This window comes from Variovorax beijingensis (assembly GCF_003951285.1).
Lineage (GTDB): Bacteria > Pseudomonadota > Gammaproteobacteria > Burkholderiales > Burkholderiaceae_C > Variovorax > Variovorax beijingensis.
On the sequence record NZ_RXFQ01000011.1, the window covers coordinates 176,561 to 188,612 of the forward strand.

The window sequence follows — 12,052 nt, forward strand, 5'->3', positions numbered from 1 at the left end:
ACCCCACCATGACCCACGACCTGTTTCCCGTCGACGCCACGCAGCGCGAGATCATCGCGGCGCTGCATGTCGCGCCCGTCTTCGATGCCGCAGCGGAAATCGAGCGGCGCACCGCGTTTCTCGCGGACTACCTGCGGGGCACCGGCCTCAAGGCGCTGGTGCTCGGCATCAGCGGCGGCGTCGATTCGCTGACGGCCGGCGGCCTGGCGCAGCGCGCCGTCGAAAAGCTGCGCGCGCAAGGCTATGGCGCCACCTTCATCGCGATGCGCCTGCCCTACGGCGTGCAGAAGGACGAGGCCGAGGCGCAGGCCTCGCTCGCGGTGATCAAGCCCGACCACGTTCTGACCGTCGACATCCGCCCGGCGGCCGACGCCATGCTCGCGGCGCTCAAGCGCGGCGACCTGGCCTTCCGCGACGCGGCGCACGAGGACTTCGTGCTCGGCAACATTAAGGCGCGCCAGCGCATGATCGCGCAGTTCGCGGTAGCCGGTGCGCATGACGGCATCGTCATCGGCACCGACCATGCGGCCGAGGCGCTGATGGGCTTCTTCACCAAGTTCGGCGACGGCGCGGCCGACGTGACGCCGCTCACCGGCCTCAACAAGCGCCGCGTGCGCGCCCTCGCGCAGCGGCTCGGCGCGCCCGACGAGCTGGTGTTCAAGGTGCCGACGGCGGACCTCGAATCGCTGGTGCCGGGCAAGCCCGACGAGGACGCCTTCGGCGTGAGCTACGAGCAGATCGACGACTTCCTCGAAGGCAAGCCGGTGGCCGCCGCGGCACGCGAGATCATCCTTGCCACGCATCGCAAGAGCGCCCACAAGCGCGCGCTGCCGGTGGAGCCGCCGCACCCGGCCTAGCTTTCCAGCCCGGCCCTACGCGGCCTTACGCAGCTCTACGCGGCCTTGAAGCGAGGCGGCTCCAGCAGGCGTTCGAGCAGCGCCGAGAGCTTGTCGACATCGACCGGCTTCGTCAGATGGGCCCGGAAGCCGGCCTCCAGGCTGGTGTCCCTGTCGCTGGCCTGCCCGTAGCCGGTGACGGCAATCAGCGGCGGCGGATTGACCATCTCCGCGCGCACGCGCCGCGCGACTTCATGGCCGCTCAGGTCGGGCAGGCCGATGTCCAGCAGCACCACATCCGGGTCCTGCGCCTTCACGGCCTCGATGGCGGCCAGCCCGCCATGCACGACGCTGGATTTGTAGCCCAGCGCCTCCAGCAGCATCGCCATGGTCTCGGCCGCATCCACGTTGTCGTCCACCACCAGCACGCGCTGCTCGCCCACCGGCCGCGGCTGCGCCTCGAGCATGGCGACCGGCGCCTCGGTGGTCGGGAACTGCACCACGAATTCGCTGCCCTCGCCTGGCCGGCCCGTGCTGAACGCGCTGACGCGCCCGCCGTGCAGCGTGGTGAGCTGCTGCACCAGGCTCAGCCCCAGGCCGAGGCCGCCCTGCGTCCTGGCCAGGTTCTGCTCGCCCTGCACGAACAGGTCGAAGATCCGCTGCAGGTCCTGCGGCGGTATGCCGGGCCCGTCGTCGCGCACGCTGATGTCCGCATCCGCTGCGGTTCGCGAGAGCGACACATGGATGTTGCCGCCGTTGCCGGTGAACTTCGCGGCGTTGTGGACCAGGTTGCTGACGATCTGGATGACGCGCGCGCTGTCTCCGGCGATCCAGGGGTCCGCGTCCTGCGCCTGCAGGTGCAGGGTCTGCGACTTGCCCTCGATCAGCGGGCGCACCGCCTCGATGGCCTCGGCGATGGCGTCGCGCAGGCGGACCGGCTTGTTCTCGAGCTGGATCTTGCCGCTCGTGATGCGGCCCACGTCGAGCAGGTCGTCCACCAGCCGGGTCATCTGGCGCAGCTGCCGGCCGATGATGTCGCGGGTGTGCACGACCGCGGCCGACTCCGTCTTCTCCCGCTTGAGGAGCTCGAGCGCGTTGGAGATCGGCGCCAGCGGATTGCGCAGTTCGTGCCCGAGCATCGCAAGGAAGTTCGTCACGCGGCGCCCTTCGTCCTCCAGCGCGGTCACGCGGCGGCGCTCCGTGAGGTCGCGCGTGACCTTGGCAAAGCCGCGGTGCCTGCCGGTGGCGTCGTGCAGCGCGGTGATCACCACGCTGGCCCAGAACCGGCTGCCGTCCTTGCGGATGCGCCAGCCCTCGTCCTCGAAACGCCCGTCCCGCAGCGCGTTGCGCAGTTCCTGCTCGGGCCAGCCGCTGGCGGCGACCTCCGGCGGATAGAACCTGGAGAAGTGCTGCCCGATGATCTCCGAGGCCTCGTAGCCCTTGTTCTTCTGCGCGCCGAGATTCCAGCTCACGATGTGGCCGCCCGGGTCGAGCATGAAGATCGCATAGTCCTTCACGCCCTCGACCAAGAGCCGGAAGCGCTCCTCGCTCATGCGCAGCATCTCGTCCTGGCGGCGGTTCTCGCTGCGGTCCCTGGTGATCAGCGAGAAGCCGCGGACTTCCCCGCCCGCGCCGGTGATCCGCGTGATGACCACGCTGGCCCAGAAGCGCGTGCCGTCGCTGCGCAGGCGCCAGCCTTCTTCCTCCAGGCGGCCATCGCGGCGTGCCGTTTCGAGTGCCTGCTCCGGCCGGTTCTGCTCGAGCAGCTCGGTCGGATAGAAAAGCGAGAAGTGCCGCCCCAGGACTTCGGGGGCGTCGTAACCTTCGAGCTGGCGGGCGCCCTCGTTCCAGCTGATGACGATGCCGCCAGGATCGAGGACGATGATGGCGTAGTCGGTGACCGAATCGACCATCAGCCTGAAATCGGCGTCGGTCAGAGTGCGTTGGTTCAGGGGTGCACTCCCAGCGCCGTGATCTGCCATTGCTCTTTTCCCTTCAGTGGCCGCGCGATCGATGCCACGGCGTTCGGTGCCCGCTGTGAAACGGTGGTCGCCAATTTAGGCCCGCAATGGTTACTTTTCGCGTAGGACAAGGTCCAGATTGCGTGCCGCAGGCGCGGTCCTGCGGGCCTCAGGCGCTCGAAGGCCCTTCGCGCGGCCAGGACGCGCCGCCGGGCCTGCCGGACCTGGGCGCCGCCATCATGAAGCGGTTCTTTCCCTCTTTCTTGGCCGCATAGAGCGCCGTGTCGGCGCGCACGAACAGGGACGAAAAATCCTCGTCGTCCTCCGAGATCGCGACGCCGATGCTGGTGGTGGCCTGCAGCGTGCGGCCGGGCAGGTGGAAAGCCGGCCGCATGGCGGCCAGCACCTTGCCGGCCACCACCTGCGCCTCGGCGGCGCCGCTGGCGCCTTCGAGAAGGATCACGAACTCGTCGCCCGCGTAGCGCGCCGCCATGTCGGTTTCGCGCACGCTCTCCTTGAGCCGGCGGCCGAATTCCCGCAGCACCGCATCGCCCGCCGCATGGCCCAGCGAATCGTTGATCGTCTTGAAGTAGTCGATGTCCAGGAACAGCAGGCCGACCGGCAGGCCGGCGCGCCGGGACCTGGCCATGGCGTCGCGCGCGTGCTCCTCGAACGAGCGGCGGTTGGGCAGGCCGGTAAGCGCGTCCTCGCGCGCGAGGGCATCGAGCTTCATCTGCTTTTGCTTGAGCTCGGTGACGTCGTTCGACAGGATGTACAGCCCGGTGACGGCGCCTTGCGCATTGCGCTGGGGCAGATAGGTGGTCTGCAAGGTCCGCTCGCCGATCAGCAGCCTGGCGGTCTGCTCGAAGGACACCACCTCGCCCGCGAATGCCCGCGCCAGCAGCGGCTTGCGGATTTCGTAGTGCGCCTCGCCGATGGCCTCGTGGATGGGGCGGTTCGCCATCGCGTCCGGCGAGACCCCGAGCCAGGCCTGGTATTTGCCATTGCAGAAGACCACGCGTTCCTCGAGATCCAGCTCGGCAAGAAGCGCCGGCACGTTGTCGGTCAGCCCACGCAGGCGCCGCTCGCTTCCGGCGCTGTGCATCTCGGCCTGCTTGCGCTTGCTCACGTCGAAGGTCATCACGTAGTAGCCGGCCAATACGCCGTCGTCGCGGATGTCGGGCGCCAGGTGGCATTCGAAGAAGCCCAGCTTGCCGTTGCGCTCGTAGGTGCCTTCGGTGCGCGTCGGCGTTCCCGCGAGCACCTTGGCAATGCCCGGCACGAGCTGCTGGTAGACGTGGTCGGGCAGCGACTCCTGCATGGTCATGCGCCCGATGTCGGCCACCGCCCTGCCGCGCATGCCGAGCCCGGCCTTGTTCGCGAAAAGGCAGCGCTGGCCGCTGTCGAAGTAGGCAACCACGGCCGGCAGGTTGTCGGTCACGTCGCGCAGGAATCTCTCGCTGGCGGCCAGCTTCTCGTTCGCGGCTTGCCGCTCCATCATCAGCAGGTCGAAGGTTCGCGAGAGATCGCCGACCTCGTCGTCCGGCGGCGCCTCCTGCATGGGCGCATAGGCGGTGGCGGCGCGCGAGACCTGCATGTGCTCGCGCAGGCGCGACAGGGGTGCGAGCTGCGCCCGCGCGGTCATGAAGGCCAGCCCCCCGGCCAGCAGCGTCAGCAGCAGTGCGCCGGCCCAGGCGTAGCGCTCGATCCGGTCGATCCGGGCAAAGGCCTCGTCCCGCGGGTACATCGCGCCCAGCACCCAGTTGGTCTGGCGGATGCGCTTGAAGGCGTAGAGGCCATGGACGCCCGCGGGATCGACGGCTTCCATCGTGCCCTCGAAGCCGCCGATGGCGCGCTCGGTGGCGGAGTTGCGGGCCCCGCCGGCGTCCGCACGCTGAAGCAGCCGCGACTTGTCGGGATGGTCGATGACGATGCCGTCCGTGTCCGTGATGAACATGTACCCGCTCTTGCCGAACTTCACGCTGGCAAGTTCGCCCAGGAAGTTCTGTTCCTTGAGATTGACGAAGGCGGAAATGACATACGCGACGTTGCCGCCGCGATCGAGCACGGGTTCGGTCATGGCGATCTGCGCCAGGCCGCTCACGCGGTTGCGGAAGGGCCTGGAGACGACGCCCACCCGGGCGGCGACCGTGCGCTGGAAGTACTCGCGGTCCTTGATGTTGACCTTGCCGATCGGCTGCGTGCCGTTGAGGTTGGCCACGAGTTCGCCGTCCATGCCGGTGAAGGCCACGTTGTCGAACGCCTCCCTCAGCGACTTGTGCTGCATGACCAGGTCCTGCAGTCCCTCGGGGCCGGCCAGGTTGCGGCTCTCGACGCCGTCGCCGAAGGTCTTGAGCAGGGTGCGCCGGCTCAGGAACTTCTGGTCCATCGCATCGGCAATGGCCGAGATCCGCTCGAACTCCTCGCTGGCAATGGCGGCCTGCATGTTGCGCTTCACCACATGGAGCGCGGCGGCGGTGACCCCCATCGTCGTCAGGAAGACGATCGCCAGCACGCCGGCGGACAGGCGGGCGCGCAGGCTCAGGCGGGGGACGGCAGGGAATGGAAGGCGCATCGCAGTGGCTGGTGAGCGCGGCGTGCGTTCAGTTCGCCATCTCGACATCCAGCTGCGCGTCGAACTGGTCGAGCGGCGCCGGCTTGCTGAACAGGTAGCCCTGGCACAGCATTGCGCCGTGCGCCTGGAGGAATTCGAACTGCTGCTGCGTCTCGACCCCCTCCGCCACGATCTCGAGGTCGAGGTTGCGGGCCATTCCGATGATGGCCTGGATGATCAGCTCGACCTTCGGATCGATGCCGATGCTCTGCACGAAGAACTTGTCGACCTTGATCTGGTTCAGCGGCAGCTGGGTCATGTAGGAAAGCGACGAGAAGCCGGTGCCGAAGTCGTCCATGGAAAAGCGCACGCCCAGGGTCGCGAGCGACTGCATCTTGCAGATCGTTTCGCTCACCTTGTCCTGCAGCAGGCTTTCCGTGAGCTCGAGCTCCAGCCGCGTCGGGTCCGCGCCGGTTCTCTGGAGCACGTCGCGCACGCGGTCCACGAAATCGTCGGTGCGGAACTGGCGCGCGCTGACGTTGACCGCCAGCCGCAGGTGCCGGCGCTTCGGATCGTGGCTCCAGCGCTCGAGCTGGATGCAGGCCGTCTCCAGCACCCACATGCCGATCGGCACGATCAGCCCGGTTTCCTCCGCCAGCTCGATGAAGCCACCGGGCTGCACCAGGCCCCGCACCGGATGCTGCCAGCGGATCAGCACCTCGGCGCCCACCACATGGCCGTTCGAGGCCACCTGCGATTGGTAGTGCAGCACGAACTGCCCGCCCGCCAGCGCCGCGTGGAGTTCGCTCTCCAGCGTTGCGCGGGCCGTGATGGCGGTCTGCATCGAGGCCTCGAAGAAGCGCAGCGCGTTGCCGCCCGCGGACTTGGCGTAGTACATGGCGATGTCCGCCTGCTTCAGCAGATCCTCCAGCGACTGCTGCGTGGCGCTGAACACCACGGCGCCGATGCTGCCGGTGCTGTGGTACTCGTGGTCCGCGAGCTGGAAAGACCCGTTCAGCGCCGCGAGGATGGCCTCGCCGGCGGCATTGGCCTGCATCGCGGCCACGCCGGCGTCGTCGCTGAGGTTGTCCAGCAGCACCACGAATTCGTCGCCTCCGAGCCGCGCGACCGTGCCGCCCTCCTTCAGGTTGTCCTGCAGCCGCAGGGCCACCTGCTTGAGCAGCTCATCGCCCGTGGCGTTCCCGAGCGCGTCGTTGAGCGTCTTGAAAGCGTCCAGGTCCAGGAACAGCAAGGCGCCGTGGCGCGAGCGGCGCACGTTCGAATCGATGGTGGCCTGCAGCCGATGCAGCAGCAGCCGGCGGTTGGGCAGGCCCGTGAGGATGTCGTAGAAGGCCAGATGCTCGATCTCGCGGGCCGCCAGCTTGCTCTCGGTGATGTCGCGCAGGATGACGATGAAGCGCGCGGCGGCGCCTTCGCCGATGACCTTGCGGGAGACGGAAATCTCGAACCACGTGACGCCCCTGGCCGTCCTGATCTCGAACTGCCGGCCGGTGGAAAAGCCGGTTTCGAAAGCATCGCGCAGCGCCACCATCACCTCGGCCGCGGCATTCGCCGGCAGCAGGTCCGACATCAGCTTGCCCACCGGCTCGCGCACCTTGAACGCGGGCCTGGGGCGGCGCGGCGAATGGAAGCTGTAGCAACGCCCGTCGATGCCGGCGTCCATCAGCACGTCGGGCAGGGCATCCAGCGTGGCCTGCAGCTGCGCCTTGCCTTCGAGGATGTCCGCCACGTGGCGCTTCTTCTCGGTCACGTCGCGGTAGACGCACACCAGGCCGCCGTCCGGCGTGGGACTGTTCACCGCAACGATCACCTGGCCGTTCAGGAGCGTGAGCTCCTGTTCGTTCTGCGTCAGCAGGTGGCGCGCGTTCTGCTCCACGATCTGCTGGAACGGCACCAGCGGGGCCAGCAAGGGCCCTGCCCAGGGAAAGAAATCCACGAAACGGCGGTTCCAGGTGACGACGCGGTCGTTGGGATCGAGCAGCACGAAGCCATCCACCATGGATTCGAGCGCCTGGTCCAGCGTGGCCTTGGAGCGCAGCAGCTCCGCGCGTGCGCGCCACTGCCGCCGCAGCTGCGCGAGGGCGAAGTAAGTGACCGCAAGAATCATCAGCGTGAAGGCCAGGGCCGCGGCCGCAATGACATTGCGGTCCCTGCGCCAATCCGCGAGGGCGGACTCGAGCGGAATGCTCGCGACGATCAGCAGGCTTCGATGCAGCGTGGGCCGGACAACGACGATGGCCGCAGCGCCGCTGAGCCGGGAATGCATGTGCCGGGGGCGCCCGTCCGCTTGGTCCGTCAAGGCGGGGCTGATGGTGCGCCCCGCAAGGTCGTCGCGCGGCGGCATGCTGGCCAGCAGCAGCCCGCCCTCGCGCTCCAGCGTGACTTCGAGTCCCCGGATGTTGGCCCCTTGCGCAAGGATCGTGGTGAGCATCGAGACCTGCACTTCGGCCACCGCGACCAGCTTGCTGCCGTCCGCAAGCGTGAGGACGTGCGCAAGGTACAGCACCTGCTGGGAAGTCACCGGGCTGACCGAGGGGGTGCTGATCGACATCACGGATCCCGGACGGCCCAGAACCTCTTGCAGGAATCCGTCGGGCAGCTGTACCGCCAGCTTCGCTCCCCGCCGGTCGGAAGACCCGATCACCTGGCCCTCGGGGGTCAGGAAGGCGACGTACCGCGCCAGCAGGCTCTGGCGAACGCTGGTTTCGATCAGTCGCACGGTCTCGGCTTGCGCAATGTCGCCTGCGATGCTGCTTTTGCTGGATCTGCGCAGAAACTGCCCCAGGCCAGCCAGCAGCGTGTTCGCCCCGAGCAGGCTGCGGTTGAGCGCAGCCTCCGAGGTGCCGATGAACCGCACGGCCTGGGCCTCGCTGTCGGCAATCTCCTTTTGGTGCATCTGCCATGCCATCAAGCCGGCAATCGCGAGCACGGCCGCAAGAAACAGCGCTGCAACGCCATAGACGAAGCCGGTGATGCGGCTGGGCAACGGCTTGGTCACTGCCCGACGGGAGCCTTGATCCCGGCGATGGGACCGACGGTCTGGTCCCAGACCTCTGCGCACACGGCCCCGCACCGCTGCACCCACCGGGTCAGCACGCTGGTGGCAAAAATCTCGCGCCTGCGCCGTTCGTCATCCGCAGAAGGGCGCGCCTCGACCATCGCGCCCTTGGTGCCCTTCATGCAGCTTGCAGCGCCCGTGTTGCATGCAATGCCGTTGCCGGTGTCGCGTTCCGACTCGTTCCAGACCGCGGCCTCGAGTTTCGGCAGCTCGGTTTTCAACAGGGTCTTCAGGTCTGCAGGGAGCGCGTTCCAAGCATCCGTGTTGGCGCCGAAGACGGCCAGGCCCCAGCTGATGGGCATGGTGTAGAGCGAATTCGTCACCTTGTGCAGGCCCAGCGTATTGCCGGACATCGCGCCGGTGATGGCGCATTCGGTGTTCTCCGAATTCATGTTGGCCATGAGCTCCGCAAATTCGGTGAAAACGGGCACGCCGTTGAGCGCGCGGATGAAGTCGGCCTGGCTGCTGCCCGAAACGCGGACACGCCGCCCCGCCAGGTCCGAAAGCCGCGTCACGGCCCGCTTGCAGAAGATCACCTGGGCGGGGTAGACATACACCGCGAGAAGCTCGACGCCATGGCGTTCGCGCAGCGTCTTCTCGAGGTAGGGCCGAAAGGCTGCGACCACCCGCCGCATCGTGGGCATGTCGGGGTTCAGCCCGGCGATGTCGGGCGTGCCCAGTTCCGGGTATTCGTTGCTGACCTGGCTGAGCAGCGCGGTGCCGAACGGAATGACGCCCAGCCGCATGAGATTGAGCATTTCCTGCCCCGGAACGCCGGCCTGGTTGAACGGGACGATGCTCGCGCCGTACTTTCCGCCGCTCAGGCGGCGCAGGTCCTGGCTCCAGAAGCGCTCCTCGTGCAGCGTGTACTGGCTCACGCTCGCCAGCCCGCCCACGATCCGCAGCCCCTGCGCAGACGGCGGCTGCTGAGCCTTGCTGTTCGTTGCAGCGAAAGCAAGAAAAAGAACGGCAACATGCGTCCAGAGCACGCGTCGCCAAGCGGAAGAAACTTCGCCGGACCTCATGGCCCGGATCATGATGCCGAATTGGGCCTTAAGTCACAAATTTTTTACAAAAAGGCCGTTTCTGGCGCCCGCCGGCCCGAATCGCCAAGGCACGTTGCGTACAGGGCACAGGAATACCATCCACAAGCCCGAATTTCGGGCCCCATCCATCCAGATTCCAGACCGATGCCAGCGCCCGAGCTTTCCAGCCGCCAACTGCGTGCGTTCACGGCCTTGGCCGAGCAGCGCAACTTCACCCGCGCGGCGCAGACCTGCCACCTGTCGCAGCCCGCGTTCAGCGCACTGATCCGCACGCTCGAGGAAACGCTCGGCGCCCGGCTGTTCGACCGCGACACGCGCAGCGTGCAGCTCACGCCCGAGGGCCGGCTGTTCGAACCCTCGGCGCGGCGGCTGCTGGACGACATGCAGGGCGCCATCGGCGACCTGGCCGACCATGCCCAGCGGCGCAAGGGCCGCGTGAGCGTGGCGGCCCTGCCCTCCCTGGCGGCAGGCCGGCTGCCCGCGATCCTGGCGGAGTTCATGCAGGCATGGCCCGGCATCACGGTCGAGCTGCACGATGCGCTGTCGGACGCCTGCATTGCCCAGCTGCGCAGCCACCAGGCGGATTTCGCGCTCGCGGCAACAGGTGCCGGCGCCGCCGCGGCCAGCGACCTGCGCGGCCGCAAGCTCTGCGGCGACCGCTTTCACCTGGTCTGCCGCAAGGACCATCCGCTCGCCGGCGCCGCCAGGCTCACGGCACGGCAGCTCGCGCCATGGCCCTTCATCCAGATGGCGCGCAACAGCAGCGTGCGCCAGTCGCTCGACGCGGCGCTGCACCCGCTGCGGCTCAACGCGGTGTTCGAGGTCGAGCACCTGGCCACGGTGATGGGGCTGGTCGAGGCCGGGATCGGCATCAGCGTGGTGCCGGAACTCACGCTCTTCCACTTCCAGCGCGAGACGCTGGTGACGCGGCCGCTGCCACTGCCCGGCCTCACGCGCACCATCTACCTGGTGCAGCGCCGGGAGGGCAGCCTCTCGGTGGCGGCACAGACGCTGCACGACCTGATCCTCGAGCGGCTGGGCGCGCCGGCATGAAAAAACGGCCCGAAGGCCGTTTTGCGTGGAGGCAGCCGTGCGGCCGCGAGCCACTTGCTTACTTCTTGGCAGCCTTCTTGGCGGGTGCGGCCTTCTTGGCCGGTGCTGCCTTCTTGGCTGCGGGCTTGGCTGCTGCGGCCATGTCGGCCTTGCGCTTTGCAGCCTTGGGGTCGATGGCGGCCTTGAACGCTGCGCCGGGCACGAACTTCGGCACCTTCTGCGCGGCGATCTTGATCTTGGCGCCGGCCTGGGGGTTGAAGCCGGTGCGTGCGGCGCGCGCCACTTGCTTGAAGGTTCCGAAGCCGATGAGCTGCACGGGGTCGCCCTTCTTCACTGCGGCGACGATGGAGCCGGTGACGGTTTCCAGGATGCGGGCGGCTTCGGCCTTGCTGACGTTGTGGGCGGTGGCGATCTTTTCGACCAGTTCGATACGGTTCACTTGAAAAATTTCCTTTGGTTTGTTCTCGTCATGTTGCCAATGACGGCGCAGCGGCTGAGGCCGGCTGCAAGCGGCGCGGAGTGTAGCGCACGCGCGGCCGCCCTCAGGCCGAGGCCTTGATGGCATCCGTCAAAAACCGCACGAAGGCCTTGCCTGCGTCGGGCAGCGAGCGGCCTGCGAGCGTCTCGACTTCGAGGTGGCGCTCGTTCATTTCGCGGTCCTTCAGCGGGATGGCCACCAGGGCCTTCGACTTCAGCTGCGTGCGGATCGACAGCTCGCCATAGAAGGCGATGGTGCCGCCACCCGCGGCCGCAAAGCTCACCAGCGCATTCGCATGGTTGCTCGACATGGCCTGCACGTACTGCAGCCCCTGCCGGCTGCAGCTGATGTCGAGCAGCTGCCGGATCGAGCTGTCCCGCGGTGGCAGGCCCAGCGGATAGGCCGCCACCTGGCGCAGCGAAAGCTGCCGCTGCGCCGCCAGCGGATGGTCGCTCGCCATCACGGCGAGGATCGGGCTCGGGTGGCGCAGCTCGATCCGGATGCCGGGCTCGGGCACCGAACTCAGCGTGATGCCCACGTCCGCTTCGCCGTCGCGTATGCGGCCGGGAATCTCGTGGGGCGGGCAGACCTCGAGATGAAAGCGGATGCCTTCATGCCTGGCGCGAAAGCGCGAGATCAGCGTGGGAAGAAAGTCGAACGCGAAGCCCTCGGTGCTCGCCACGCGCACCCGTCCGCTGCGCAGCCCGCGCAGGCCCTGGATCTCGCCGGCCACGCGCTCGATGTCCTGCTGCACCCGCTTGGCATGCGCGGCCAGCAGCTCGCCGGCCGCATTGGGCACCATGCCGCGCGCGTGCCGGTCGAACAGCAGCGTGTCGAGCTCGCGCTCCAGGCGCGCCACCTGCCGGCTCACGGCGGAAGGCGCCACGTTGAGCTTGAGCGCCGCCTCCTTCACCGAACCCGTCCTGACCACCTCCAGGAAGTAGCGGACCGCGGTCTCCTGCAGCGTGTGAAGCGACATGTTTCTTCCTTGTCGCAGCAGGGCGACGAGTGTTGGTCGATTGCCGAATTGGCAATCCACAATTCT

At 67.9% G+C, this 12,052-nt stretch carries 8 protein-coding genes; 2 read left to right on the forward strand and 6 right to left on the reverse strand.

Annotation, left to right across the window (positions count from 1 at the left end; genetic code table 11):
* The first annotated feature begins 8 nt into the window (after positions 1-8).
* Positions 9-857: an ammonia-dependent NAD(+) synthetase gene (gene nadE, locus EJO66_RS20080; protein ID WP_125965886.1), complete on the forward strand. Its 849-nt coding sequence runs from the start codon at positions 9-11 to the stop codon at positions 855-857.
* A 35-nt stretch (positions 858-892) separates the two neighbouring features.
* Here the strand turns inward: nadE and EJO66_RS20085 are convergent, their stop codons facing one another.
* The 4 genes from EJO66_RS20085 to EJO66_RS20100 all read right to left on the reverse strand — a co-directional run bounded on the left by EJO66_RS20085 (position 893) and on the right by EJO66_RS20100 (position 9,455).
* Entirely contained in the window at positions 893-2,818 is a 1,926-nt protein-coding gene (locus tag EJO66_RS20085) for a PAS domain-containing hybrid sensor histidine kinase/response regulator (RefSeq protein WP_125965887.1), read from the reverse strand.
* 148 nt (positions 2,819-2,966) lie between these two features.
* Positions 2,967-5,372 carry a diguanylate cyclase domain-containing protein gene (locus tag EJO66_RS20090; protein ID WP_125965888.1) on the reverse strand — a complete coding sequence of 802 codons (2,406 nt, stop codon included), beginning with the start codon at positions 5,370-5,372 and terminating at the stop codon, positions 2,967-2,969.
* 28 nt (positions 5,373-5,400) lie between these two features.
* On the reverse strand, positions 5,401-8,370 hold the full coding sequence (locus EJO66_RS20095; protein WP_124959857.1) for a bifunctional diguanylate cyclase/phosphodiesterase: 2,970 nt from the start codon (positions 8,368-8,370) through the stop codon (positions 5,401-5,403).
* Positions 8,367-9,455, reverse strand: coding sequence for a TRAP transporter substrate-binding protein (locus EJO66_RS20100; protein WP_399281418.1), 1,089 nt, complete (start codon positions 9,453-9,455; stop codon positions 8,367-8,369). The genes EJO66_RS20095 and EJO66_RS20100 overlap by 4 nt, the downstream gene beginning before the upstream one ends.
* Before the next feature lie 165 nt (positions 9,456-9,620).
* Here EJO66_RS20100 and EJO66_RS20105 point away from each other — a divergent pair, with 165 nt between their 5' ends.
* Complete coding sequence (locus tag EJO66_RS20105; RefSeq protein WP_124959859.1) at positions 9,621-10,529, forward strand: LysR family transcriptional regulator; 909 nt, start codon at positions 9,621-9,623, stop codon at positions 10,527-10,529.
* A gap of 58 nt (positions 10,530-10,587) precedes the next feature.
* Here EJO66_RS20105 and EJO66_RS20110 read toward each other — a convergent pair whose 3' ends face one another.
* Both EJO66_RS20110 and EJO66_RS20115 read right to left on the reverse strand, forming a co-directional pair.
* The gene (locus EJO66_RS20110; protein ID WP_125965889.1) at positions 10,588-10,968 is read right to left on the reverse strand and encodes an HU family DNA-binding protein; all 381 of its coding nucleotides are present in this window, start codon (positions 10,966-10,968) and stop codon (positions 10,588-10,590) included.
* A 103-nt stretch (positions 10,969-11,071) separates the two neighbouring features.
* On the reverse strand, positions 11,072-11,986 hold the full coding sequence (locus EJO66_RS20115; RefSeq protein ID WP_124959860.1) for a LysR family transcriptional regulator: 915 nt from the start codon (positions 11,984-11,986) through the stop codon (positions 11,072-11,074).
* Positions 11,987-12,052 lie beyond the last annotated feature (66 nt).